At 69.3% G+C, this 24,734-nt stretch carries 18 protein-coding genes; 5 read left to right on the forward strand and 13 right to left on the reverse strand.

From position 1 onward, the window contains the following. Window positions 1-4: 4 nt before the first annotated feature. Genes addA through FHS82_RS00325 form a run of 3 tightly spaced genes read right to left on the reverse strand, consistent with a single transcriptional unit; the run spans window position 5 to window position 7,471 of the window. On the reverse strand, window positions 5-3,520 hold the full coding sequence (addA, locus tag FHS82_RS00315) for a double-strand break repair helicase AddA (RefSeq protein ID WP_166947561.1): 3,516 nt from the start codon (window positions 3,518-3,520) through the stop codon (window positions 5-7). Then, window positions 3,517-6,756: a double-strand break repair protein AddB gene (gene addB / locus FHS82_RS00320; protein WP_417715121.1), complete on the reverse strand. Its 3,240-nt coding sequence runs from the start codon at window positions 6,754-6,756 to the stop codon at window positions 3,517-3,519. The genes addA and addB overlap by 4 nt, the downstream gene beginning before the upstream one ends. After that, window positions 6,737-7,471 carry a nucleotidyltransferase family protein gene (locus tag FHS82_RS00325; RefSeq protein WP_166947565.1) on the reverse strand — a complete coding sequence of 245 codons (735 nt, stop codon included), beginning with the start codon at window positions 7,469-7,471 and terminating at the stop codon, window positions 6,737-6,739. Before FHS82_RS00325 ends, addB begins: the two co-directional genes overlap by 20 nt. On the opposite strand from FHS82_RS00325, the gene FHS82_RS00330 reads away from it, so the two are divergent. Next, entirely contained in the window at window positions 7,470-7,733 is a 264-nt protein-coding gene (locus FHS82_RS00330) for a hypothetical protein (protein ID WP_166947567.1), read from the forward strand. The two genes, FHS82_RS00325 and FHS82_RS00330, sit on opposite strands and share 2 nt — an antisense overlap. Before the next feature lie 41 nt (window positions 7,734-7,774). Here the strand turns inward: FHS82_RS00330 and tsaE are convergent, their stop codons facing one another. The 8 genes from tsaE to FHS82_RS00370 all read right to left on the reverse strand — a co-directional run bounded on the left by tsaE (window position 7,775) and on the right by FHS82_RS00370 (window position 17,715). Continuing rightward, the gene (gene tsaE, locus FHS82_RS00335) at window positions 7,775-9,346 is read right to left on the reverse strand and encodes a tRNA (adenosine(37)-N6)-threonylcarbamoyltransferase complex ATPase subunit type 1 TsaE (protein ID WP_166947569.1); all 1,572 of its coding nucleotides are present in this window, start codon (window positions 9,344-9,346) and stop codon (window positions 7,775-7,777) included. After that, window positions 9,343-11,874: a sensor histidine kinase gene (locus FHS82_RS00340; RefSeq protein ID WP_166947571.1), complete on the reverse strand. Its 2,532-nt coding sequence runs from the start codon at window positions 11,872-11,874 to the stop codon at window positions 9,343-9,345. The genes tsaE and FHS82_RS00340 overlap by 4 nt, the downstream gene beginning before the upstream one ends. A 252-nt stretch (window positions 11,875-12,126) precedes the next feature. Next, window positions 12,127-13,524, reverse strand: coding sequence for an adenosylhomocysteinase (gene ahcY / locus FHS82_RS00345; RefSeq protein WP_166947573.1), 1,398 nt, complete (start codon window positions 13,522-13,524; stop codon window positions 12,127-12,129). 130 nt (window positions 13,525-13,654) lie between these two features. Then, complete coding sequence (locus tag FHS82_RS00350) at window positions 13,655-13,999, reverse strand: HPr family phosphocarrier protein (RefSeq protein ID WP_208394015.1); 345 nt, start codon at window positions 13,997-13,999, stop codon at window positions 13,655-13,657. Between the two features lie 174 nt (window positions 14,000-14,173). Next, window positions 14,174-14,575 carry a PTS sugar transporter subunit IIA gene (locus FHS82_RS00355; protein WP_166947575.1) on the reverse strand — a complete coding sequence of 134 codons (402 nt, stop codon included), beginning with the start codon at window positions 14,573-14,575 and terminating at the stop codon, window positions 14,174-14,176. A gap of 41 nt (window positions 14,576-14,616) precedes the next feature. After that, entirely contained in the window at window positions 14,617-15,150 is a 534-nt protein-coding gene (locus tag FHS82_RS00360; protein WP_166947577.1) for an HPr kinase/phosphorylase, read from the reverse strand. Window positions 15,151-15,157: 7 nt separating this feature from the next. After that, window positions 15,158-16,957 (reverse strand): stimulus-sensing domain-containing protein, encoded by a 1,800-nt coding sequence (locus FHS82_RS00365; RefSeq protein ID WP_166947579.1) that lies wholly within the window; start codon window positions 16,955-16,957, stop codon window positions 15,158-15,160. A gap of 53 nt (window positions 16,958-17,010) precedes the next feature. Next, the gene (locus tag FHS82_RS00370) at window positions 17,011-17,715 is read right to left on the reverse strand and encodes a response regulator transcription factor (protein WP_166947581.1); all 705 of its coding nucleotides are present in this window, start codon (window positions 17,713-17,715) and stop codon (window positions 17,011-17,013) included. Window positions 17,716-18,108: 393 nt separating this feature from the next. On the opposite strand from FHS82_RS00370, the gene FHS82_RS00375 reads away from it, so the two are divergent. Beyond that, entirely contained in the window at window positions 18,109-19,692 is a 1,584-nt protein-coding gene (locus tag FHS82_RS00375; RefSeq protein ID WP_166948841.1) for a phosphoenolpyruvate carboxykinase, read from the forward strand. Between the two features lie 12 nt (window positions 19,693-19,704). Here the strand turns inward: FHS82_RS00375 and FHS82_RS00380 are convergent, their stop codons facing one another. Continuing rightward, window positions 19,705-20,955 carry an FAD-dependent monooxygenase gene (locus FHS82_RS00380; protein ID WP_166947583.1) on the reverse strand — a complete coding sequence of 417 codons (1,251 nt, stop codon included), beginning with the start codon at window positions 20,953-20,955 and terminating at the stop codon, window positions 19,705-19,707. A gap of 239 nt (window positions 20,956-21,194) precedes the next feature. Here FHS82_RS00380 and tesB point away from each other — a divergent pair, with 239 nt between their 5' ends. The 3 genes from tesB (at window position 21,195) to FHS82_RS00395 (ending at window position 24,179) form a co-directional block, all read left to right on the forward strand. Next, a complete protein-coding gene (tesB, locus tag FHS82_RS00385; RefSeq protein WP_166947585.1) occupies window positions 21,195-22,067 on the forward strand; it encodes an acyl-CoA thioesterase II in 873 nt (290 codons plus the stop codon). Between the two features lie 241 nt (window positions 22,068-22,308). Then, the gene (locus FHS82_RS00390) at window positions 22,309-22,647 is read left to right on the forward strand and encodes a P-II family nitrogen regulator (protein WP_166947587.1); all 339 of its coding nucleotides are present in this window, start codon (window positions 22,309-22,311) and stop codon (window positions 22,645-22,647) included. A gap of 17 nt (window positions 22,648-22,664) precedes the next feature. Next, the gene (locus FHS82_RS00395; RefSeq protein WP_166947589.1) at window positions 22,665-24,179 is read left to right on the forward strand and encodes an ammonium transporter; all 1,515 of its coding nucleotides are present in this window, start codon (window positions 22,665-22,667) and stop codon (window positions 24,177-24,179) included. Window positions 24,180-24,228: 49 nt separating this feature from the next. Here the strand turns inward: FHS82_RS00395 and FHS82_RS00400 are convergent, their stop codons facing one another. Then, on the reverse strand, window positions 24,229-24,723 hold the full coding sequence (locus FHS82_RS00400) for a cyclic nucleotide-binding domain-containing protein (protein WP_166947591.1): 495 nt from the start codon (window positions 24,721-24,723) through the stop codon (window positions 24,229-24,231). Window positions 24,724-24,734 lie beyond the last annotated feature (11 nt).

The raw sequence follows: 24,734 nt of genomic DNA on the forward strand, positions 1-24,734 counted from the left end.
CCCGTCAGCCGCCCGCCAGCCCCGGCAGGCGCAGCGCCTCGTCGAGCCGGGCGGCCGGCACTTCCTGCACAGCAGGCCCGGCGGTGTAGATCAGGAAGGCGCGCACGGCCTTCCCCGGCAATATCTGCTGCAGCAGGGCGCGGTAGAGCGCAAGCTGCACCACATGAGACGGGCGCGTGTCGAGAGGGGGCGGCGTGCCCGTCTTGAAATCGGCAATGTGCACCTCGCCGCCCGCGACGGCGAGCCGATCGATGCGGCCGGAAATCGGCAGGACGCGCCGGCCGCCGGCAAGCTCCAGCGTGACGTTGCCCGCCAACGCCACTTCCGCGCGGCTCCCCGGCCCGAAGAGCACCGCGAGCGGCGGCGCGTTCAGCACATCGAGCGCGGCCGCGACAATCTGCTGCTGCTCGTGCACCGGCAAGCGCGCTGCGCGTGCCTTCACGAAGGCCGCCGCCGCGCCAGCCTGCGCCGCAACCGGAAGGCCGGGCAGACGTTCGATCAGCGCATGCACGAGCTGGCCGCGCAGGCGGGCGCGGGCGACGAACGGCGTCTCCGGCGCGCGGTGGGGCCGGTCCGCCGCCGAGAGCGCGCTTGACGGCCGCAACGGCGGCACGGCCTCCGTCTCGGCGCGCGCGGACGCGGTGAGCCAGTCCGGCATCGGCGGCGGCGGCGTCTTCGGCCCCCCCGGAGGCGGGACGGCGGGGGCCGGCTTGTCCGGCGTCAGCCAACGCAGCACCTCGCCGCCATCGGCGTCGCGATCGCGCAGCAGCGTTCCCCGGCCGGCGAGCCGACCCGCGCCTTCCGCCGCTCGTTCGAGCCCGTTGATGACCATGCCGGTCCAGCTTTCCTCGGGCGGGCGCGGCTCGCCCTCGGCAGGCGGCGAGCGGTTGATGGCGGAGGCGACGATGAGGCGGTTTCTGGCCCGCGTCAGCGCGACGTAGAGCAGGCGGTTGTTCTCCTCGACTGCCTTGTGGCGCAGGACCGCGCGCGCTTCGGCGACCGGCTCCGGATCGAATTTCTCGCCCGGCGACCACACGGGCACCGCAACGGTTTTCCCGTCCAGCGCGACCTCGACCTCGATCAGCCGGGGATCGTGCCGGCCGTCGGGCTTTTCGCCGCCGTCGGCGAGAATGACGACCGGCGCCTCAAGCCCCTTCGCGCCGTGCACCGTCATCACCCGCACCTCGTTGCGCGCGTCGTCCATGTCGCGTTTGATGTCGCCGGCCGTGCCCTCGAAGGCGTTGAGGAAGCCGGTCAGCGAGGGGGGAAAGCGCCTCTCGTGGTCGAGCGCCTGCGCGAGGAAGGCGTCGATGGCATCGCCAGCCTCGGCCCCCAGCCGTGACACCAGCGCGCGGCGCCCGCCGCGCGGCCCCAGCACGGTGGCGTAGAAGCCGAACGGCCCTTCCCGCGCCGCCAGTTCCCGCCATCCCGCGAGCGCCGCGAGCCCCTTCGCTGCCGCCGCATCGCCCGCCTCCGCCGCCGCGCGCAGCGCCTCCGCGAGCGGCGTACCGTCTTCGCGCGTTGCCGCGATGCGCATGAGATCGCCGTCGTCCCAGCCTGCGAGCGGCGATTTCAGCGCCGCCGCGAGCGTGAGGTCGTCGCGCGGCAGCAGCGCCGCGCGCCCCGCCGCGACGAGGTCGCGCACGCCGATGTGCTCGGCGACCGTCAACCGGTCCGCGCCGGCGACAGGCACACCCGCGTCCTTCAACGCGCGGATCACGGCCTCGAAGAAGGCGCCGCGCTTGCGTACCAGCACGAGCACGTCGCCGGGCGGGATCGCCGGGTCTTTTCCGTCGCCCTGCTCCATCCAGCGGCGGATGGTCGCCGCGATCTTGCGCGCGAGCCGCACGGCAGGCGCCGACCGTTCCGGCTCGTCGACGGGCAAAGCCCAGGCATCCGCGTCCGGCACCGGCGCCTTCCACTGCGTTTCCCACATCTCGACGATGCCCGGCGCCGCGGGGCGCGCGCTCTCGTGCACGGGCGCTCCCGCGCCGTCGTCGAACGACAGTCCCCGGCGGTGCTCCGGCACGTCGAACACGGCATCGACCGCCGACAACACCTCCGGCGCGGAGCGGAACGAGACCGTCAGTTCCACGTCCTCGAAGCGCATGCCCGCGCCGCGCGTGCGGGTGCGGAAATAGCGCCCGCTCGCCTCGAACTCATGCGGCGCCGCGCCCTGAAACCCGTAGATCGACTGCTTGGGATCGCCCACCGCGAACAGCGTGCGCGGGCGTGGGAAGACACCCTCGCCGGCGGTGAACTCCGCCACCAGCGTCTTGAGGATGGCCCATTGCTCGGGCGATGTGTCCTGCGCCTCGTCGATCAGCACGTGGTCGATGCCGGCGTCGAGCTTGTAGAGGATCCAGGCCGCGTCGGCACGTTGCAGCAGCGCGACGGTGCGGGCGATGAGGTCGTCGAAATCGAGCGCGCCGCGCGCGTTCTTCAGCGCTTCCACACGGCCGAAGACGGCGTCCGCCAGCGCGAACAGCGCCTGCGTGCGTGCCACCGCCTCCGCCGCCCGGATGCGGCCGAGCAGGTCGACGATCCGGTCGCGCTCCTCGACCAGCCGCTCCGCCATCGCCGCATCGACGGACTGCGTCGCCATCCGGGCGACGGGCGTGCCGGTTTTCGTCAGGAAGATGTCGCGATAGAGCGCGAACCGCTCATCCTCGTCAGCGGCGGCGAAGGCGCGGCGGAAGCCGTCCGCACGCTCCTTGTCCGTCTTCTTGCCCGCCTCCAGCGCCTCGGCGACGATCGGCCATTCGTCAGGCCCGAGGCCGTCTTCCACGATGGCGCGGCACAGACGCTCCGGCGTCTCGCCGGGCGCGAGGCCGCACAGCACGCCGAACGCCGCGAGCGCCCGCGCAAGCCCGCCAGGTTCCCGCGCGTAGTCGCGCAGGAACGACTTGCAGCGCAGCGCCGCGCGCAGCACCCTGTTCACCGCCTCGTCACCGGCCTCGCGCGACATTAACGCCAGCGCGCCGGTGAGAGCCGGATCGCCGGCACGCGAGGCCGCGATCAGCACATCGCGCACCGCCTGTTCGAGAATTTCCTGCGACTGCGTCTCGTCCAGCACCTCGAAGCGTGCCGGCACGTTGGCCTCGAAGGGGAAGAGATGCAGCAACCGTTCGCAGAAGGCGTGGATGGTCTCGATCTTCAGGCCGCCGGGCGTCTCCACGGCGCGGGCGAAGAGACGGCGCGCAGCCTCGATCTTGCCGGCTCCCGGCTCCCCGCCGACGAGTCTGGCGAGCCTTTGCCCCAGCGCCGCATCGTCCAGCGCGACCCACGCGCCGAGTTCGTCGAACACCCTGTTCGACATGTTCGCGGCCGCCGCCTTGGTGAAGGTGAGGCAGAGGATGCGCGCCGGATCGACGTCGGACAGCAACAGCCTCAGCACGCGGTCCGCCAGCACCTTCGTCTTGCCCGAGCCCGCGTTGGCCGACACCCAGGCGGATGCGGCCGGATCGGCGGCACGGCGCTGGTCTTGGCCGGTTTTCGGCGGAACGACGATGTCGCTCATGCGTCTTCCCCCTCTCCCGCCATCACCGACCATTCGCGCACCCGTGCCAGATGGTCATATGGTCCTTCGCGTCGCGCGAACTCCGCAAAGGGACGCGAGATAAAGCCGGAATTGCCGGCAAAATATCTTTCCAGCAACGCCCGCAAGCCGGCAAAGTGTTCCTCTGCGATCTGCTCCACGGTGCGTTCCTCGCCACGTGGCGGGTTGACCGGCCTGTCCAGCAGCGGCTCGCGCCCGCCGGTGGCATGCATGTAGAGCAGCGCCGGCGCATCGCAGGGTGCAACGCCGCGGAATGCACCGCGTTTCAGCATTGCGGCCTCCAGCGTCATCTGCGGCGCGAAGCCGGCGAACACCTGTTTGGTGGACGGTGGGGCGCCGGTCTTGAAATCCACGATCACGGCGCCGGCGTCAGTCTCCTCGATGCGGTCGGCACGGGCGGTGAGCACAAAGCTACCGCCGTCCGGCAGCGGGATGTCGAGCTTTCCCGATACTTCCGCGTGCACCTTGCGGATGGCGGCGCGGCGCGCCCTTTCCCAGCCGACATAAGCCTGCGCCAATCTCTCGAAACGCGGCCACCACAGCACGGCGATGTCGGGATAGACCGCCAGCGGCGCAAAGGCCGCGCGGCCGGCGGCGAGCACCTCGTCCAGCGGATCGTCCGGGAGCGACTGCGGCCAGCGTGCCGCGAAATCGCCGAGCGCCGCATGTACCAGCGTGCCCCGGTCCGCGGCGCCGGGCGGCACCGCGATACCGTCGAGCGGATCGAGCTTCAGGACATGGCGCGCATAGACCGCATAGGGATCGCGCACCAGCGTCTCGACGGCGGTGACGCTGAGGCGTCTCGGCAGCAGCGAGACAGGCGGCCGGGGCGCGGGCCGGCGGATGGGCGCCACCGCAACCGGCGCATCGAGCGCCTCCGCGAGCGCGACGAACCGGCGGCCGGCATCCGCCACCGCCTGCCACGACTGCGCCCCTGCAAGCGCCTTCATGCGCTGGAGAAACCGTGACGGCACGGTCGGCGCGCCGTCCCGCTTCACGGCGCGGGTCATCACCACCTCGCGCGCGCCGAGCGCCTCGGCGAAATCGTGCGCCGTCTGCCCGATGCGCCGCTCCGGCGAGGAGAGGCCGAGCATGGCGCGCATGGGCCGGTTGAGGAAGGCGTCGCTGCGCGTGCGCGGCGGCCAGACACCCTCGTCGAGCCCGCCGAGCACGAGCCTGTCCGCATGCAGCAGGCGCGCCTCCAGCAGGCCCCATATCTTGACGCGCGGATGGACGCTCGCGCCCGCATGCCTCTCCCGGCGGACGATGCGCATGTCCGCGAGCCCCTCGAACAGGGCGGGATAATCGGCGAAGCGCCCGCACACGCCGAGGCTTTCGGAAAACGCGAGTTCGTCGAACAGGTCCGCGAGTTCCTCGCCGCCTTCGCCCTCAGGCAACGTTTCCACGCCGTCGCGCGCGGCGATCCTGGCCAGCGCCGCCGCATGGCGCGGAGCGAGCGCGACGAGATCGAGACTGGCGGGATTGTCGCCCGCCTGCGGCAGAAACCCGGCGAACGCCTCCTGCAAGCGGTCCAGAAAACCTTCCGCCAGCGCCCAGTCGTCGGCGGAAAGCGCCGCGAGCGGGCGCAGCGCATGCGCTTCCCGCGCCGCGGCCCGGCGCACCGGCAGGATTGCCCGCAGCCCGTCAATGCCGGCGGGCGGCGCAGGCCCGCGCAGCAGGCCGATCTCGATCACGGCGGCCGCACGCTCCACCTCCGCCCGCGTCATGCCGAAGACTGCCATCGGGTGCGCGAGCAGCGCGAGCAGCGGCTCGGGCGCGAAGTTCGACACCGCGACCTGCGCCGCGAGCCGCGCGAGCGTGCCGGCACGGCTGCGCGACAGCGGTCGCCCGGCAGAGTCCTCCGCCTCGATCCCCCAGCGGGCGAGTTCGGCGCTGACACGCTCCGCCAGCGCCCGGTCCGGCGTGATCAGCGCGGCTGTCTGCCCGTCCCGCTCCACCGCCTCGCGCAGCGCGACAGCCGCGGCCAGCGCCTCGGTGCGCTCGTCCGCCGCCTCGATCAGCGCCACGCCGGCGAGCGCCGCTTCCGCCTGCGCGCCGGCGACATCCGCGCGGTTGATATGCCAGCGCTCCGTGGTCTCGGCCGGCCGCAGCGCCTCGCTCACGAAGCGGCGCCGCGCCTCCAGCCCCGGCGCGGCCGCGCCCAACGTCTCCACGTCCTCGCGCGAGACACCGATGGTGTCGAGCAGCCGGCGCAGGATCGCCTGCGGATGCGTCGCCTCGGGATGCGCCACGGGAGAGCCGCCGCGCCTGCCGCCGACGACCTCCCACGCCTCGTCGTCGAGCCTGTCGTCAAGGCCGGGCAGCACCACGGCCCCCAGCGGCAGGCGGGCGATGGCCGCGATGAGCTGCGCCGTCGCCGGGATGGAACCGGTGGAGCCCGCGACGATCATCGGATCGGCCGGCGGCGCCTGCCGCAGATGCGCGGCCTGCGCCAGGATCAGCCGGTGGTTGCGCGCCACCGGGTCGCTCGCGCCGCGCTCCTCCAGAATCTGCGGCCACTGCTCCGCCGCGATCTTCAGGAAGGCGAGCGTGATGGCGAAATACTGCGAGTGCCGCTCCTCCACCAGCGCCGCCAGTGCGCTCCACGGCACGTCCTCGGTGGTGAGCGAATCCATCAGCCGCGCGAGATCGCCCGCCAGCGCCAGCGCGTCGGCGGGCGAGGCCGGCACCAGCAACGGTTCACGCTCGTCGAGCCGCAGCAAGGCGCGGTCCACTGCCCGCGCCCATGCCAGCACGAGGCGGGTGAGAATCAGCCGGCGCTCGGTGTCCCCGAGGGCCGGCGCGAGCGACGCCGACAGCGCGGCGCCGAGAGCGACATCGATATCACCTTCGTCCAATGCTGCCGAGGCGGCCAGCGACAGTTCCGCGTCGTCGACATCGCCCAGCGGCACGAGGCGCGGCAGCAGCACCGGCGCCGGCGCGAAGCGCTCCGACAGCAGCGTCGCGAAGGCACGCGCCGCGCGGCGGGTCGGCAGGAAGATCGTCGCCCGCGACAGCGACAGCGGGTCGCCGCGATCCGGAAATCCCGGCACGACGCGCCCGTCGAGCAGTGCATCCGCGAGCGTCGGCAGGAACGGCGCTCCGGTGGGGATGGCATGGACGCGCGCCGCGCGCCGCGCGAGACTCAGGTCGCGCCCGCCGTCCTGTGCCTGTCCGTCACCGGGCGCTCGCGGCAACGTATTCCTCCGCCTCAAGGATGGCATGCGGCGTGCCGACATGCAGCCACTCCCCGTCGAGGCGCAGGCCGAAGAGGCGTCCGGCGCTGATGGCGCGGTCGAACAGCAGGTTCATGGAGAACGGCCCGTCGGGCGTGTCCGCGAACAGCTCCGGCTTGACGAGCCCGACGCCGGCATAGATGAACGGCGCGACCAGCCGCTCCGGACGGCGGCTGAGACGCCCGTCCGGCTCCATGATGAAATCGCCGCTGCCCTCGTGCCCGATGCTGTTGGAAGACGTGGCGAGCAGCAGCAGGATGTCCATTTCATCGGCATTCCAGCGCCGGATGAGCCGCGAGAGATTCGACGTCGGTCCCTCCAGCCACATGGCGTCCGTATTGACGACCAGGAACGGATCCGGCCCCAGCCGGTCCAGCGCCTTCTTGGTGCCGCCGCCCGTCTCCAGCAGCTTGGCGCGCTCGTCGGAGATGACGATTTCAAGGCCGTCGAAGTGCTTCAGGTGCTGCTCGACAAGGTCCGGCAGGTAATGCACGTTGACGACCGCGCGCTGCACGCCGGCGGAGACCAGCCGGTCCAGCGCCCGGTCGAGCAGCGAGCGCCCGGCGATGCGCACGAGCGGCTTGGGCAGGGTCGTGGTGACGGGACGCATGCGCTTGCCAAGCCCTGCGGCAAGCACCATGGCGGAGGTGGGCGTAAACGAAGGGCGCTCGGACATGATCGATGTTGCTGATCTGGCTCTTGCGAGAGACTATACGGCCAAGGGAGATCGATGGAACCATCTTTCCCGTACGGGATATTTTTCCGCCTTTTTAGAACCTGTACGCCATAAGGCAACCATTAGAGTGCTTCCGATGAAAACAGAAGCACTCCAGCATTTGCACCCGGCGGAAAAAGTTTCGCTTTTTCAATGCTCAAGCGCCACGCATCCCTGGACGTTTTTCAGCTTTTTTATTCAATCGGAATGCGAAAAGTCCTGACCTGCACGAAACGCCCGCGCGTGCACCCCCTGCAGGCGGAATCAGGCCTCCGTCGCCAGTTGCGGCAGGTGCGTGGCAAACCAGTCACGCAACTCGTGCAACGCGGGATGGGAGAGATTGCGGCGCAGATATTCGCCGATGCGCGGCAGGTGCGCCAGATAGGCGGGCTTGCCGTCGCGCCGGTCGAGTCGCACGAAGAGGCCGAACAGCTTCGTCGCGCGCTGTGCGCCGAGGATGGCATAGGCGCGCGTCAGCGCCTCGGCATCGAAGGCGGGATCCCGCGCGCGCCGCTCCCGTGCATAGAGCGCGAGCAGCCGCAGTTCGAGTTCCGGCGAAACGGTGACGCGGGCATCCTGCAACAAAGAGGCGAGATCGTAGGCCGGGTGGCTCATCACTGCGTCCTGGAAGTCGATCAGCCCGACGCGCGCCACGCCCTGCCTGCTCTTCAGCCAGATCAGGTTCGGGGAGTGGAAGTCGCGCAGCGCCCAGGTGTGAGGGCCGGCGGTCACCTCGTTCAGCAGGCCGGTCCAGATGCGGCCGAAGGCCTCGCGCCCCGCATTCGGCACGAATCGCTCCGCCCGGTAGGGCAGATACCATTCGAGCAGCAGGCGCACCTCGATCGTCAGCGCGTCGAGATCGTAGGGCGGTATGGCATGGTCCACGCCCTCGACGACCGGCAGGACATCCGGCACCGGCGAGGCATGCAGGCGGGCGAGCAGACGCACCGCCTCCGCGTAGCGCTCCGGAATGGGCCCCGCCGCGTCCGCCACGCCCTCGCCGCCGAAGTCCTCGACCAGCAGCAGGCCCGCGTCTAGGTCCTGCCCGTAGATGACCGGCGCGCTGAAGCCGAGCGCCCGCAGACCCCGGTCCACGGCGACGAAGGCATGCACGGATTCCGACAGGCGGGCGACCACGTGATAGGGCTTCTCCCGCCCCAGAGTGGGAACCTTCGGGCGCGGTGGCGAGAACATCAGGATCGCCGTCTCGCCGCCGGGTTTCGTCACCCGCTCGTAGCGCCTGCTCGACGCATCGCCGTAGATCGGCTTGCGCTCCCCGAGGCCCCATCCCGCGCGGTCGAGCACGGTGCGCACGGCCTTGAAATCCGCGAGCCACGCCGCCCGGCTGCCCGTCGCCGTCAGTACCGCGACCCGCTCGCCCTCCAGCCCCGGCACCAGCCGCAGGTTCACGTCGAGCCGGTCGGCCGTCAGGTATTCTCCCGCGCGATCCGGCCATTCCACCAGCACGACGGCGTCCTCAATGGCCTCGTCCCAGCCCAGATTGTCGAGTTCCAGCGGGTCGGAGATGCGGTAGAGATCGGCGTGCACGACATTGCCGCGCGCTGTCTCGTAAAGCTGCATCAGCGTGAAGGTCGGACTCGGCACCTCAAGTCCGGGATCGCCGGCGAAGGCGCGCACGAAGGCGCGCGCGAAGGTCGTCTTTCCCGCGCCCAGATCGCCCGAGAGCGTGATGAGATCGCCGGGCTGCGATTCGTCCGCGAGCACGCGGGCGAAATGTTCCGTCGCCGCCTCGTCGCCGAGGCGCACCGCCCAGGTCGTCATGGACGATGTCGCCGGCGTTCCGGCCGCGCCCGTGCTGGTTCCATTATCCGTCATGCGGCGGCTTCTCCGGCTTCACCCGCCTTGTCCTGCGCACGCGCGAGCGGGAATATGCAGACGATCCGCGTGCCCTGCCCGGGGACCGATTCCACCTCGACGCGCCCGCCGTGCAGTTCCACGAACGAGCCGACGAGCGACAGGCCGACACCCACCGAAAGCCGCATGCCCGTCGCGGCCTGCGCGCGCGAGAACAGCCGCTCCGCCTCGCCGGGAGCCATTCCCGGCCCGTCGTCCGCGACCGATATACGGATATCCTCGCCGCCGCGCACCGCGCCCACGACGATCGTCCCGCCTTCCGGCGAGGCATTGACCGCGTTGGACAGCAGATTGTAGAGCACCTGCCGCACCCGGCGGGCATCGCCGATGAAGACGCCGATATCCACCGGCACATCGACGCGCAGCCGCACGGCCTTTTCCGCCAGCCTGTCCTCGATGCCACGGATGGCGCCGGCGACCGCCTCGGCCACATCGACATCGCCCATGTTCATCTCGACGCCGCCGTTGTCGATGCTGGCGAGGTCCAGAATGTCGTTGATCAGCGCCAGCAGGCTTTCCGACGAGCGTGTAATGTGGTCCGCGTACTCGCGCTGCTTGGCATTGAGCGGCCCCACGGTCTCCTCCGCCAGCAGCTGGGCGAAGCCGATGGCGCTGGTGAGCGGGGAGCGCAGCTCATAGGAAACATGATGCACGAAATCGTCGCGGATGCGCGACGCTTTTTCGAGCGCCTCGTTGCGCTCGGTCAGCGCCCGCTCGACATTGACGCTGGCTGTCATGTCCGTGACGGTGAGCAGGGTCGAGCCGTCCGGCAGGGGTGCCGTGGCGCAATCGAGCGTGGCGCCATCCTTGCGCACGACGCGGAACGTATGCGCGGTGCGGGCGTCGTGCAGGCCGGCGACCGCCATGCGGATGTCGCGCCAGACAGCGGCATCCGTGGAGCGCGCGGCGCAATGGCCGGCGATGGCGTCGACATGCGGGCGCGAGGCGATCAGGCTGTCGTCGAGTTCCCAGAGTTCGGAGAAGGCAGGGTTCGACAGCGTCAGCCCGCCGTCCGAGCCGAACACGGCGACGCCCTCGCGCAGCGAATCGAGTGTCTCGCCCTGGATGCGCATCAGCGCGTTGTACCGCGATTCCAGCGTGAACCGCTCTGTCGCGTCGTCGAAGACGTAGGTCACGCCGCCCTGCGGGTTCGGTGTGATGGCGACGCGCAGCGTGCGTCCGTCCGGCAGATACCACCAGTGATCCTGCGGCGCGCTCGCGCCATACGCGGCGAACAGCTCGCGCTTCCAGGCGCGGAAGTCGGCCTGCTCCGGCAGCTTGCGCTCGCCGCGCAGCCGTTCGAGAATGTCGCCGTCGCCGGGCACGGTTTCCAGAAAGTCGGCGTCGAGCGCCCAGAGCCTGCGATAGGCAGCGTTGTGAAACACCAGCCGCTTGTCCGCGTCGAAGATCGCCACCGCCGTGGGCAGCTTGTCCAGCGTGCGGGCATGCGCCTCCCGCAGACGTTCGAGATCGGCGCGCGCCTCCTCCAGCGCCGTCACGTCGCTCGCCGTGCCGGCCGCGCCGCTGCCGCCGGGGCTCTCGACGATCTCCAGCGACAGCCGCGTTCCACCCGCCGCGGTCGTCACGCGGCCGGTGTAGATCGCCCCCTCCGCGATGCGCGTCCGAACGGCACGGCGCGCGTCCTCGTCGAGCAGCTCAACCTGCCGCGCCACGACCTCGGCACCGTCCGCCGCACCCACCGCCGCCGCGTAGGCGAGATTGGCCCAGATCAGCGCGCCTTCGCGGTCACGCAGCCATATGGGCTGCGCCATGGCGTCGAGCATGGTGCGCAGCGCCGCGAGGTCGCCGCGCGCGGCTGTGAGCGAATCGCGGGCGCGGGCGAGTTCCTGCCTGTCCGTCGTCATCTCGCGCAGGCGAAAGACCGCCTGCCCGCTGATGGCCCGCCCGTCCGCCTCGAAATAGCGGCCGTCCAGCGCGCGCACGCCCAGGTGAAACCGTTCGCCGCCGTTCTTCAGCGCATCGAGCGCGGCGTCCAGCGCCTGCGCGTGCGAGGGCGCGAGCCAGGCGCCGAAGGCCAGCACGCGCCGCGCCGACTGCCCCGGCACCGCAATGCCGGCGTCGCCCTCGATGACGGGTTCGCTGTCCCGCCCCGGCCAGCTCACGATCACCTGCGGATCGCTGGCGATCAGGGTGACATGCCGGTCGTGCCGCGCGCGCAGATCGTTCAGCTCCCGCAGCAGGGCGGTCGTCGCCATGCGCCCGCGCGCGCGTTCGCGCGCCAGCGCAGCAGCCGCGAGCGCGAAGGCGACCGCGAGACCGGCGAAACCCGTGAGAACGATGGCGGATCGGGGTGTGTAGCGCAGTGCAAAACCGTCAACGGCGCCGTCTGCCTCGCCGCTGGTCGCGCCCACCGCGTCCGCAACGCCGCCGGCGGCAAGGAGTGTCGTGAGCAGGCCCGCGCACACGGCCGCGCGGCGGGCGCGCACCGACAATGCAGCCCCGCACCGACGCCAATGCCTGCGCGCCATCGCCCTCATCATCCCCGCCCGAAGAGCCTGCCCGGAAAGTTTTGCCGATAATACCCGCCCGGCGAAAAACCGAGCCGCGAATCACCAGTACATTAACGTTTCGTGCAGCTCATCAGAAAGTGGTTAACGGGGAGGAAACGCAGCCTGCCCCCAGCTATCTGGACTTCCCGGACAGGGGGAATCGTCAAACGATTCAATATGTCGCAGCCGGACGTTCACAAGCGCCCGGCCGCGCCCGGCCAAGCTGCCGCCTCAGTAGCGGTAGTGGTCCGCCTTGAACGGCCCGTTCGCGGAGACGCCGATATAGGTCGCCTGCTCGTCCGTCAGCTTCGTCAGCGTGACGCCGATCTTGGCGAGGTGCAGCGACGCGACCTTTTCGTCGAGGTGCTTGGGCAGCGTGTAGACCTTCTTCTCATATTCGCCGCGCTTCGTGTGCAGCTCGATCTGCGCCAGCGTCTGGTTGGTGAAGGAGGCCGACATCACGAAGGAGGGATGGCCCGTGGCGTTGCCGAGGTTCACCAGACGGCCTTCCGACAGCAGGATGATGCGCTTGCCGTCGGGGAAGGTGATCTCGTCCACCTGCGGCTTGATGTTGTCCCACTGGAAGTTGCGCAGCGACCCGACCTGGATCTCGTTGTCGAAGTGGCCGATGTTGCAGACGATGGCGCGGTCCTTCATCGCGCGCATGTGCTCAAGGGTGATGATGTCCTTGTTGCCGGTCGCCGTGACGAAGATGTCGGCGCGCGGCGCCGCCTGCTCCATCGTCACCACCTCATAGCCTTCCATCGCCGCTTGCAGGGCGCAGATGGGGTCGATCTCGGAGACGAGCACGCGGCAGCCCGCGTTGCGCAGCGAGGCGGCGGAGCCCTTGCCCACATCGCCGAAGCCCGCCACCATGGCGACCTTGCCGGCCATCATCACGTCGGTGCCGCGGCGGATGCCGTCAACCAGCGACTCGCGGCAGCCGTAGAGGTTGTCGAACTTCGACTTGGTGACCGAGTCGTTGACGTTAATCGCCGGGAACAGCAGGTTGCCCTCCCGCTCCATGATGTAGAGACGGTGCACGCCCGTCGTCGTCTCCTCGGACACGCCCACGATGTTGGCCGCAAGTTCCGCGAACCAGCCGGGCTTTTCGGAAAGCGTGCGGCGGATGAGCGCGAACAGCACCTCCTCCTCCTCGGAGGACGGCTTTTCGAGGAAGGCCGCGTCGCCCTGCTCGGCACGCAGGCCGAGATGAACCAGCAGCGTCGCGTCGCCGCCGTCGTCCAGGATGAGGTTCGGCGTGCCGCCGTCGCCCCATTCCAGAATCCGGCGCGTGTAGTTCCAGTATTCCTCCAGCGTCTCGCCCTTCACGGCGAACACCGGCACGCCCGCGGCCGCTATCGCCGCCGCCGCGTGGTCCTGCGTGGAATAGATGTTGCAGGAAGCCCAGCGCACGTCGGCGCCCAGCGCCTTCAGCGTCTCGATGAGCACCGCCGTCTGGATCGTCATGTGCAGGGAGCCGGCGATTCGCGCGCCCTTCAGCGGCTGCGACGGGCCAAATTCCTCGCGCACCGCGATCAGGCCGGGCATCTCCGTTTCGGCGATGGAGATTTCCTTGCGGCCCCAGTCGGCCAGCGACAGATCCTTGACGACATAATCCTGCGACATGAACAGCGTCCCATCCTGAAGTGCGGTTCCGGCGTGCGGGCACACGCCGTTCTGGTCCGCTCTATAGCAGCGTCAGGAAAGAACGGCAATAAGCATATAAAGAAGTCTTTATATAGAAAACGCGCCAGACCTACTCGTCCTCTCCGAAACGGTCGGCGAGCAGCGCCTCGATGGCGTCGAGCGCCTCGACGGCTTGCGGGCCGGAGGCGGCCACGACGATGGTGGTTCCCTTGGCGGCGGCGAGCGTCAGCAGGCCCATGATCGAGCGGCCGCCGACTGTTTCCCCGCAGCGGGTGACAGTGACCTCCGCATCGAAGCGGTCAACCGTCTGGACGAACTTGGCGGAGGCGCGCGCGTGCAGTCCCTTGCGGTTGATGATCGGCAGCTCGCGCGGCGGCACGGCCGCGCCGTCTCCGGCATCCGGGGATGCGTTGTCGGTATGTCGGGGGGCGGCGCTGTCAACGGAGTCGGTCAAGGTCGGGCACTCTTCGCACGGCGCCTTACCCGGCGCAAAACAGTTCAGGCGCAACAGTCACAGGCGTGATCGCGGCCACACCGGCAGCATCCGCGCCGCGCACCTTTCAGGTAACCGCTTCAGCCGGCCTGTTCAACACACAAACGTGCGCTCCTTCGGCGGAGCGCCGCGACGTCACCGCCCCGTCAGGACGTGGCTGGCGACGTTGATGTACTTGCGGCCCGCCTCCTGGGCCTCGATCACCGCCTCGTCGAGCGGATGATCTTCCCTTACCGAGGCAAGCTTGATGAGCAGGGGCAGGTTGATCCCGGCGATCACCTCCACCTTGCTGCCGTTCATGCATGAAATGGCGAGGTTAGACGGCGTGCCGCCGAACATGTCGGTCAGCACGACCACGCCGTCCCCGGCATCTGCTCTGCATACGGCCGACAGGATATCCTGTCGACAGCCGTCCATATCGTCTTCCGGACCGATAGCGACGGTCTCCAGCTGTTTTTGCGGACCGACGACATGCTCCAGCGCGGCGCGAAATTCCGTCGCCAGAGAACCGTGAGTCACCAATACGAGACCGATCATTCAGAACCCTGTATCACCGTCACGATCCATGACAGGAGCAATCATTTTGTGCATTGCACGGAAAAGTGCAAGGGTTCTAAGTTCATTTTGTCATCGTTCAGCCATAAACCGCGCCTGCCGCCGCTTTCTCGTTGCGCAACAAGGCAGTCGACCACGTCGGCTGCGTCGATGAGGCCGCCGATGGCGAGACGCGGGAGAACTATTTCCAACACTGTGGTCATTTTGTCGCACGACTCAGGTAACCGTGGAGGTGTCACGTCGACGTCGACGACCATCCCGATCACGGCGGCGGGCTCGTGGGGAACCCTCACGATTCCCACGCCGCGCACCTCCAGCAGGCCCGCGATGGGCGCCACGGTTTCCGCCAACAGCCTGCCGTGAATGGCCGTCAGCCGCACGCGGTCGTCGCTGACGAGGCGGGCGAAGCGCCCGCCGCGCGCCGCGCGGTCGATCAGCCGGCGGGCGAACGTCGACTTGCCCGTTCCCGAACGGCCGCGGATCAGCACCCCCGTTTCGCCGATGACGACCGCCGTGGCGTGCTGCGTTTGCGAGCGCGGCTGGGTGTCCTGCGCCATCTCGCCCTCAGTCCTCCTGCACGAGGGCGGGCAGGCGCACAACGAAACGGGCGCCGGCGCGCCCTTCCGGCGCGCCCGGCTGCGGCGTGCAGTTGCCGGCCTCGATCCGCCCCCGGTGCGCCTCGACGATCTGGCGCGAGATCGACAGGCCGAGACCGGAGTTCTGGCCGAACTTCTGTTCCGGGCGATCCGTGTAGAAACGCTCGAACACGCGCTCCAGCGCATGCTCGGGAATGCCGGGCCCGTCATCCTCCACGGCCACGACCACGTCGCCGCCCTCCCGCGCGAGGGAGACGCGGATTTCGCCGTCCGGCGGCGAGAACGACAGTGCGTTGTCGACGAGGTTGTTCAGCACCTGTCCCAGCCGGCCGTCCTGGCCGAGCACGAGGAAATCCCGGCCCGGATCGTCAACGGCCGCGACCGTCACGGTGATGGGATGGTCATGGACGCCCCGCGCCACGGCCGCGACCGCCTCCACGAGCTGCAGCACGTCGACGGGCTCCGCCTCGATGCGCGCCAGCTCGGCGTCGAGGCGCGAGGCGTCGGAAATGTCGCTGATCAGCCGGTCCAGCCGTTTCACGTCCTGCTGGATCACCGCCATCAGCCGCGCGCGCGCTTCATCGTTGCGCGCCAGCGGCAGGGTCTCGACGGCGCTGCGCAGGGAGGTCAGCGGATTCTTCAGCTCGTGCGCCACATCGGCGGCAAAGCTCTCGATGGCGTCGATCCGGCGGTAGAGTGCCTGCGTCATGTCGCGCAGCGCCCCCGACAGGTGGCCGATCTCGTCCGACCGGTCGGTAAAGTCGGGAATCTCCTGCCGGGACTTGATGCCCCGACGCACGCGCTCCGCCGCCTCGGCCAGCCGCCGCACCGGGCCGGCGATGGTGCCCGCGAGCAGCACGGACAGCACCGTCATCACCGCGGCGGCGACGGCGAACACCCGCAGCAGTGCCCAGCGCTCGCCGGCGATGATGGCGTCGATGTCGCCACCCTGCGTGGAAAGCAGCAGCGCGCCGCGCACCGTGCGCAGCCGTTGGATCGGCACCGACACATAGACGATTGTCTGGCCCTGCCCATTGACGCGGACAGTGCTGGCGGCCGTGCCGGACAGGGCCTGCTTCACCTCGGCGAGATTGCGGCCGTTGGCCGTGCTTATCTCCTCCGAGAAGCCGGAACTGCCGCCGCCGAAAAGCCGGGTGAGCGGCGCGGTCCAGTCGCGCACCCGCTCCAGCGGGCCCGGCTGCTGGTCGATGGGCGGCAGGTCGTAGCGCAGGATGTCGCCGCGCGAATAGAAGTGCCGGGAGTCGAGCAGCAGCATCCCTTCCCGGTCGTAGATGCGGGCGCGGGTGCGCGTCGGCGTAACGAGGCGGCGCAGCACCGGCGCCACCTGCTCCGGATTGATGGAGAAATCGAGCGGGGACAGGTCGTCGCCGAGCCCGAGGCTCTCGCCGGCCTGAAGCTGCAGCAGCCGGTCGGGATCGATGGTGATGGTGTCCGTCTCGACCGTGGCGGAGGCAGCGATGGCGCCGGCGATGATCTCGCCCTGGATGAGCAAGCTCTGCGTGCGCGCCTCGATGAGGCCGGCACGGAACTGATTGAGGTAGAGAAAGCCGAGCAGCAGCGCGACGAGGCCGGCGAGATTGAGCAGCACGATGCGCCGCGTCAGGCTGGAAAGGCCTCGCCGCAGCACGCCGCGCAGCATGCGCCGTCCCGCGCGCCGCCACCAGCGCCGCGCGCCGGCGCGGGGCGGGGTGGCGGGCGCCTCGGCGGAAGCCCGGGCAACGCCTGTGTCAGGATACTCGATCGTCATCGCCCATCAGCGTGTCATCGTGATCAGCCGGCCGGGCCGCCGCGCGGGTTCGGTCATGCTTCCTTGAAGCGATAGCCGACGCCGTATAGCGTCTCGATCATGTCGAACTCGTCGTCCACGGCCTTGAACTTCTTCCTCAGCCGCTTGATATGGCTATCGATCGTGCGGTCGTCGACATAGACCTGGTCGTCATAGGCGGCGTCCATCAGCGCGTTACGGCTTTTCACCACGCCAGGCCGCTGGGCAAGCGCCTGCAGGATCAGGAACTCGGTCACGGTCAGCGTCACCGGCTGGTTGCGCCAGGTGCTCGTGTGGCGTTCCGGGTCCATCTTGAGGTGCCCGCGCTCCAGCACCCGCGCGGCGACGTCGGCGTCGCGCGGGGCGGACTGGTCGCGCGGCGCGGCGCGGCGCAGCACGGCCCGCACACGCTCCACCAGCAGGCGCTGCGAGAACGGTTTGCGGATGAAATCGTCCGCGCCCATCTTCAGGCCGAACAGTTCGTCGATCTCGTCGTCCTTGGAGGTGAGGAAGATCACCGGCAGATCGGACTTCTGCCGCAGGCGGCGCAGCAGCTCCATGCCGTCCATCCGCGGCATCTTGATGTCGAAGATGGCCATGTCGGGCGGATCGCTGGCCAGGCCGTCGAGCGCGGTGGCGCCGTCGGTGTAGGTCTGGATGCGGTAGCCCTCGGCCTCAAGCGCGATGGATACCGACGTCAGGATGTTGCGATCGTCATCTACAAGGGCGATGGTTGGCATACGATGTCGCTCTCCTCGGCACTGGCTCCCCCGGAACCTGCCCCCCCTTTTGCACGGGCGAGCGGGGCCGAATTATGGCGCTTCCCTGTCCGAAGCCGCTGCGGCAACCGGTTTTCGCTCCGGCGGGCCAGCCACAATTCGGCAAACTACACTTTCCCCGCCCCCGATACAATCGGAGAACGCCCGCGTGCGGCGGCGCGGGCGCCGCCGGCGACGCCCGAATCGCCGAAAGATGTGTAATCCCGGATTGCATTGTTTCGTCACATTGGCATCTACTGTAACGAACCGGAACCGGATCGTGGACGGACATCGGAAGCGGTCAGCCGAAACAATCAGGGAGAGCGTACCGTGGAGAACATCGGGGTATTCAACAACGCGGCAGATGCCGGAACGATCGGCGCCACGGGCGCCCCCGGCCTGCGCGACGCGGCGCGCATCTACTGGAATCTCGACGCACCCTTCCTCAGCGAGGAGGCCATCCGGCGTGGCGAGGCGACCTTCGCGGCGGGCGGCGCGCTCGTCGCCGACACCGGCGTTCACACCGGCCGCAGCCCCAAGGACAAGTTCATCGTCCGCGACGCCCTGACCGAAAAGGCCGTGTGGTGGGACAACAACGGTGCGCTCGCACCCGAATCGTTCGACGTCCTGCTGGCGGACTTCCTCGCCCACGCGGCCGGGAAGGAGCTTTTCGCGCAGGATCTCCATGCCGGCGCCGACCCCGCCTACCGCGTGAAGGCGCGGGTGTTCACCGAATATGCGTGGCATTCCCAGTTCATCCGCAACCTGCTGATCCGGCCCGACAAAAGCGACCTTGCGGACTTCGTCCCCGACCTGACGATCATCGACCTTCCCTCCTTCCGCGCCGATCCCGCGCGCCACGGCGTGCGCTCCTCCACGGTGATCGCCTGCGACTTCTCGCGGCGGATCGTGCTCATCGGCGGCACGTCCTACGCGGGCGAGATCAAGAAATCCGTGTTCACCTATCTCAACTTCGTGCTGCCGGAGCGAGGCGTCATGCCGATGCACTGCTCGGCCAACACCGGCGACGACGACGATTCGGCTGTGTTCTTCGGCCTGTCCGGCACCGGCAAGACGACGCTTTCCGCCGATGCCTCCCGCACGCTGATCGGCGACGACGAGCATGGCTGGTCGGCGAACGGCATCTTCAACTTCGAGGGCGGCTGCTACGCCAAGACGGTGCGCCTCTCCGCCGAGGCGGAGCCCGAGATCTTCGCCACCACCTCGCGCTTCGGCACGGTGCTGGAAAACGTCGTGCTCGACCCGCTGACGCGCGTGCCGGACTTCGACGACATCTCGAAGACCGAGAATACGCGCTGCGCCTATCCGCTCGACTTCATTCCCAACGCCAGCGCCACCGGCAGGGCCGGCATTCCCAAGAACATCGTCATGCTGACCTGCGACGCCTTCGGCGTGCTGCCGCCCATCGCGAAGCTGACGCCGGCGCAGGCCATGTATCACTTCCTCTCGGGCTACACGGCCAAGGTCGCCGGCACGGAAAAGGGCGTCACGGAGCCGGAGGCCACGTTCTCCACCTGCTTCGGCGCGCCGTTCATGCCGCGCCATCCGTCCGTCTACGGCAATCTGCTGCGCGATCTCATTGCCCGCCACGGCGTGGACTGCTGGCTGGTGAACACGGGCTGGACGGGCGGCAAGTACGGCGTGGGGCGGCGCATGCCGATCCGCGTGACGCGGCGGCTGCTGTCGGCGGCGCTCGACGGCTCGCTGAACCGGGCAGACTTCCGTACCGATCCCTACTTCGGCTTCACGGTGCCCACTTCCGTGCCGGGCGTCGAGCCGCACATTCTCTATCCGGTCAAGACATGGGCGAACAAGGCGGAGTTCGCCGAGACGGCGGCGCACCTCGTCGGCATGTTCCGCGAGAACTTCGCGTCCTTCGCGCCGCATGTCGACGCGGACGTGCACGCCGCCGCGCCGCACGCCTCCATCGCGGCCTGACGGCGCGGCCCCTTACGGCGCCTCGCCCCGCAACAGCCGGGGCGGGCGGCCGGTGAGGCCGCCGGCCTCGCGCGCCAGAAGCCGCTTGAGGCCGGGCCACCTGTCAACAACGCCGAGCCCCAGGTCGCGCGCGAGCCGCAGGGGCAGGATATCGTTGGAGAACAGCCGATTCATGCCGTCCATGGCAAGGCCGGTGCTCACCACGTCGAAGCGGCGCGCGCGCTCGTAGGCTTCCAGCGCGTCGGGATGCGCCGGATCGAGCCCCAGCCGGACCGCGTCGGCGACCGCCTCGGCGAGCGCCGCCACGTCGCGCAGGCCGACGTTGAGCCCGAGCCCCGCCAGCGGATGCACGACATGCGCCGCATCGCCCACCAGCGTCAGCCGCTCACCGGTGAAGCGGCGGGCGATACCCACCGCGAGCGGGAAGGCGCGCGGCTTGTCCAGCAGTTCGAGGCGGCCGAGCGAGGCGCCGAATCGGCGCTCGACCTCGCGGACGACGTCCTCCGCGTCGAGGGCGGCGAACAGGCGCGCCTCCTCCTCCTGCTCCACCCACACGATGGACGAGCGGTTGCCGGTGAGCGGCAGCATGGCAAAAGTGCCCGCCGGCAGGAAGTGCTGCACGGCCACGCCCTCGTGCGGACGCTCGTGGCCGATGGTGGCGACGATGCCCGCCTGCCCGTAGGGCCGGCCGATCCATGAAATGCCGGCAGCGCGGCGCAGGGGCGAGTTCTTGCCGTCCGCCGCCACGACAAGCGCCGCCTCGCGGTCGCCCCCATCCGCCAGCTTCACGCGGACACGGTGGGCGAGGTCGTGGCGGGAGGCGGTGTCGAGCGCCTTCACCGCCACCGGTTCCAGCGCGATACCCGCCTCGCGGCTCGCCTGCCGCAGCGCCTCGACCAGCACGTCACCCTCGACGATCCAGGCGAGCGGGCCCTCCGCCTCCCCCGCCTCGCCAAAGGTCAGCAGCGGCTGGCGCACGGCGTCGCCCGCCCGGCTGTCCGTGATGCGCATGCGGGCGACCGGCTGGGCGGAATCCGCGATCCTGTCCCAGACGCCGAGCACCGCCAGCATCCGCTGCGAACCGCCCGCGAGCGCGTAGGCGCGGCCGGCTTCGTGGGCGGGATCGCGCGCCAGCGCCGGATCGAGCACCGCGACCGGATGGCGCCCGCCGACCGCCCGGCCGAGCGCCAGCGCCGCCGCGAGGCCGGCAGCCCCGCCACCGGCCACCACGATGGCCCGCCCGTGAAACGCCGTTTCCGCCATTGCCGCACCTCCGCCTCGATCGGCGCGCACGTCGCGCCTGTCATCAACTCCATCTGAAAACATTCTATATACACTTGACGCGCCGCAATGGAACATGCCCCATGGAGGCAGGCCGACCGGAAGGTGGTGCAGCCTGATCTGCACCGAAGCAGCAAAACAAGTGTTTGTTCAATCGGGAGGGCCGTGGGCCCGCCGGCATCCGTCTAGAGACACCCGCCCAGCGATAGGGGATTGCGTTCATGAGTGCAGCCGTTGCCGCCCTGGTTTCCATCCTCGACCTCGAAGTGCTGGAGGACAACCTGTTTCGCGGCCGCAGCCCGCAGGTGGGCTGGCAGCGTGTCTTCGGCGGGCAGGTCATCGGGCAGGCGCTGGTGGCGGCCTCGCACACCGTGCCGCCCGAGCGCGGCGCCCATTCGCTGCATTGCTACTTCATCCATCCCGGCGATCCGGCCGCGCCGATCATTTATGTCGTGAAGCACATCCGCGACGGCCGCAGCTTCACCACGCGCTATGTCGAGGCCGTCCAGCACGGTCATGCGATCTTCACGCTGACGGCCTCCTTCCACAGGGAGGAGCCGGGCCTGCGCCACCAGCCGCCGATGCCGGTCGTGCCGCCGCCGGAGGAAACGGGCGCGGAAGAGCTGCGGGAGGCGTTCCTGCACCGCATGCCGCCCCACATTCGCGCCTATTTCGAAGCCGAGCGGCCCATAGAGCTGCGGCCCGTGGACTACAACCGCTTCATCCCGGGCGTCGAGGGCGCGCGCAAGCCGACGTTCGACATCTGGATCCGCGCCACCGGCCCCCTCCCCGACGACCCGGCGATCCACCGCTGCGCGCTGGCCTATGCGTCGGACATGACGCTGCTCGACACGAGTCTCGCCGTTCACGGCCGCTCCGTCTTCGACGGCGATATCCAGGGCGCGAGCCTCGACCACGCGATGTGGTTCCACCAGCCGTTCAGGGCCGACGAATGGCTGCTCTACTCGCAGGAAAGCCCGTTCTCCGGCGGTGCGCGCGGCCTGTCGCGGGGGCTCGTCTTCACGCGGGACGGCCGGCACATCGCCACCGTCGCGCAGGAGGGCCTCATCCGCCCGCTGCGGAATCTCGCCTGATTGTTGCACGAATTTTAATCACAGCCTGTTTTTTAGGCAGTGCCTCCTGCCGTCGAATGCATGCCGTTGCGAGCAATCGCAGCGTTTGATGCCGTTTGCGGCGTTTTTCGCCGTGCGCCCGCGTTTCCCCGCCTGCCGAAGGCGATTTTCGGGCGTTCCCTCCCCATCTGGCACGAAGCTTGATTGATCTCCCGCGTCGGCCGCAATGGTGCGCGCCGAATCCGCAGCGGGAGACAACGCCATGAAACTCGTCGTGGCCGTTATCAAGCCCTTCAAGCTCGAAGAAGTTCGCGATGCTCTGACTGCGCTCGGCATTCACGGGCTGACAGTGAGCGAAGTGAAGGGCTACGGCCGTCAGAAGGGGCATACGGAAATCTATCGCGGCGCCGAATACGCCGTCAGCTTCCTGCCCAAGCTCAAGATCGAGGTCGCCGTCGAGGCCTCGCAAGTGGACGCCGTGATCACGGCGATCAAGACCGCCGCCCGCACCGGCCAGATCGGTGACGGCAAGATTTTCGTTCTACCCATAGAGCAGACGATCCGTATCCGCACTGGCGAGACCGGTCGGGACGCGCTGTGACGGGAGGAATTCAATCGATGAAGTTCTTTAATTCCAGGCTCCGGGGTTCCGCCTCGCCTTCCCTGTCGTCGGGCGCCCTTGTGCGCTCCGCGCTTCCGCTCGCGCTCGCCGCGGCCTGCCTCGCGACGCCGGCGATGGCGCAGGACGCGCCGGTCCCCGAGAAGGGCGACACCGCCTTCGTGCTCATCAGCGCGGCGCTCGTGCTGTTCATGTCCCTGCCGGGCCTCGCGCTGTTCTACGGCGGGCTCGTCCGCTCCAAGAACATGCTTTCCGTCCTCTCGCAGGTGCTGGCCGTCGTCTGCCTCGCCGCGATCATCTGGGTCACCTACGGCTATTCGCTGGCCTTCACCAGCGGCGGCAGCCTCAACAGCTTCGTCGGCGGCTTCGACAAGCTCTTCCTCGCCGGCGTCGATGCCTCGTCGACGGCCGCGACCTTCTCCAATGGCGTGGTCATTCCCGAATACGCCTATATTGCTTTCCAGGCAGCGTTCGCCTGCATCACACCGGCGCTGATCGTGGGTGCGTTCGCCGAGCGTACGCGCTTTTCCGCCGTGCTGCTGTTCACGGCGCTGTGGCTGACCTTCGTCTACTTCCCCATCGCGCACATGGTCTGGTACTGGGCCGGCCCCGATGCGCTGGCGGATGCGGCGCGTGCCGTTGCCGCCGCCACGGATGACGCTGCGCGCGCGGCTGCCGTTGCTAACCTCGAAGCCGTGCAGGCCGACGCCGGGCTCATCTACAAGTGGGGGGCGCTCGATTTCGCCGGCGGCACCGTGATCCACATCAACGCCGGCGTCGCGGGCCTCGTGGGCGCGATCATCATCGGCAAGCGTATCGGCTACGGCAAGGAGGCGCTGCCGCCCCACTCGCTGACCATGACGATGATCGGCGCCTCGATCCTGTGGATCGGCTGGTTCGGCTTCAACGCGGGCTCCAATCTCGAAGCCACCGGCGGCGCGGCGCTCGCCTTCGTCAACACCCTGTTCGCGACCGCGGGCGGCGTGCTCGGCTGGCTGTTCGTGGAGTGGGGCGCGAAGGGCAAGCCCTCCCTGCTCGGCATGGTATCGGGCGCGATCGCGGGCCTCGTCGCCGTCACGCCCGCCGCCGGCTTCGCCGGGCCGGTTGGCGCGGCCTTCCTCGGCATCGTCGCGGCCGTGATCTGCTTCTACTTCTGCTCCGCCGTCAAGAACGCGCTCGGCTACGATGATTCGCTCGACGTCTTCGGCATCCACGGCGTGGGCGGCATCGTGGGCGCCATCGGCACGGGCATCCTCGTGGCGCCCTCGCTGGGCGGCGCCGGGTTGGTCGACTACGTGGCGAGCCCCGGTGAGGCAGTGGGCGCGGCCGTGTCGATCGGCTCGCAGGTCATCGCCCAGCTCAAGGGCGTGCTGCTGACCGTTGTCTGGACGGGCGTCGGGTCCGCCATCCTGTACAAGGTCGTCGACGTGCTCGTCGGGCTGCGCGTCAGCCCGGAAGTGGAGCGCGAGGGCCTCGACCTCGCCGAGCACGGCGAGCGGGCCTACAACCTCTGATTTCAACCGGCAAGATTACATAAGGGGAACGGTTGAAGCGGGGGCGGCCTTACGGGGCCGCCCCCATCGTTTCATCGCCGCCCGGTGCCGCCCCGTCGAGCGCGAGCAGGGACTGGCGCACGCGCTCCAGCTCGCCCGACAGCGCCGACACGCGGCCCGCGATCTCCACCTGAAACGCGGCTGCGGAAGCGGGAAACTCGCCCAGGATACGCCGCATGAGCGCACGCGACACGCGCATCACCGAGGCCGAGCGGCGTGCCGTCGCGGTTTCCCGCCATTCGATCTCGATCAGCAGCGCCAGTTCGCCCAGCATGTCGCCCGGCCGGGCCAGCGCGACGGTGTTGCCCGCCGCATCGACGAGCGCGATCTCGCCCGACATCACCACATAAGCGCCCTCCGCCGCCTCGCCGCGACGGTATAGCGTGTCCCCCGCGCGCAGGATGCGCGTCTGCACCGACAGGGCGATGCGCCGCAGGGCGCCCTGCTCGAAACCCCGCAATGCCGGCAGGGATGACAACACCGTGATTTCGTCATTCAACGCCATGATCGGCACTC

Source organism: Pseudochelatococcus lubricantis, assembly GCF_011762225.1.
GTDB lineage: Bacteria > Pseudomonadota > Alphaproteobacteria > Rhizobiales > Beijerinckiaceae > Pseudochelatococcus > Pseudochelatococcus lubricantis.

Excerpts from the sequence above, each read along its gene's own strand:
- FHS82_RS00395 (WP_166947589.1), top strand. The coding sequence starts at position 22,665 with ATGAAGTTCTTTAATTCCAGGCTCCGGGGTTCCGCCTCGCCTTCCCTG.
- FHS82_RS00400 (WP_166947591.1), bottom strand. The coding sequence starts at position 24,723 with ATGGCGTTGAATGACGAAATCACGGTGTTGTCATCCCTGCCGGCATTG.
- FHS82_RS00340 (WP_166947571.1), bottom strand. The coding sequence starts at position 11,874 with ATGGCGCGCAGGCATTGGCGTCGGTGCGGGGCTGCATTGTCGGTGCGC.
- ahcY (WP_166947573.1), bottom strand. The coding sequence starts at position 13,524 with ATGTCGCAGGATTATGTCGTCAAGGATCTGTCGCTGGCCGACTGGGGC.
- FHS82_RS00330 (WP_166947567.1), top strand. The coding sequence starts at position 7,470 with ATGATCGATGTTGCTGATCTGGCTCTTGCGAGAGACTATACGGCCAAG.
- FHS82_RS00370 (WP_166947581.1), bottom strand. The coding sequence starts at position 17,715 with ATGCCAACCATCGCCCTTGTAGATGACGATCGCAACATCCTGACGTCG.
- addA (WP_166947561.1), bottom strand. The coding sequence starts at position 3,520 with ATGAGCGACATCGTCGTTCCGCCGAAAACCGGCCAAGACCAGCGCCGT.
- FHS82_RS00360 (WP_166947577.1), bottom strand. The coding sequence starts at position 15,150 with ATGGCGCAGGACACCCAGCCGCGCTCGCAAACGCAGCACGCCACGGCG.
- FHS82_RS00390 (WP_166947587.1), top strand. The coding sequence starts at position 22,309 with ATGAAACTCGTCGTGGCCGTTATCAAGCCCTTCAAGCTCGAAGAAGTT.
- FHS82_RS00365 (WP_166947579.1), bottom strand. The coding sequence starts at position 16,957 with ATGACGATCGAGTATCCTGACACAGGCGTTGCCCGGGCTTCCGCCGAG.
- FHS82_RS00355 (WP_166947575.1), bottom strand. The coding sequence starts at position 14,575 with ATGATCGGTCTCGTATTGGTGACTCACGGTTCTCTGGCGACGGAATTT.
- FHS82_RS00380 (WP_166947583.1), bottom strand. The coding sequence starts at position 20,955 with ATGGCGGAAACGGCGTTTCACGGGCGGGCCATCGTGGTGGCCGGTGGC.
- FHS82_RS00325 (WP_166947565.1), bottom strand. The coding sequence starts at position 7,471 with ATGTCCGAGCGCCCTTCGTTTACGCCCACCTCCGCCATGGTGCTTGCC.
- tesB (WP_166947585.1), top strand. The coding sequence starts at position 21,195 with ATGAGTGCAGCCGTTGCCGCCCTGGTTTCCATCCTCGACCTCGAAGTG.
- tsaE (WP_166947569.1), bottom strand. The coding sequence starts at position 9,346 with ATGACGGATAATGGAACCAGCACGGGCGCGGCCGGAACGCCGGCGACA.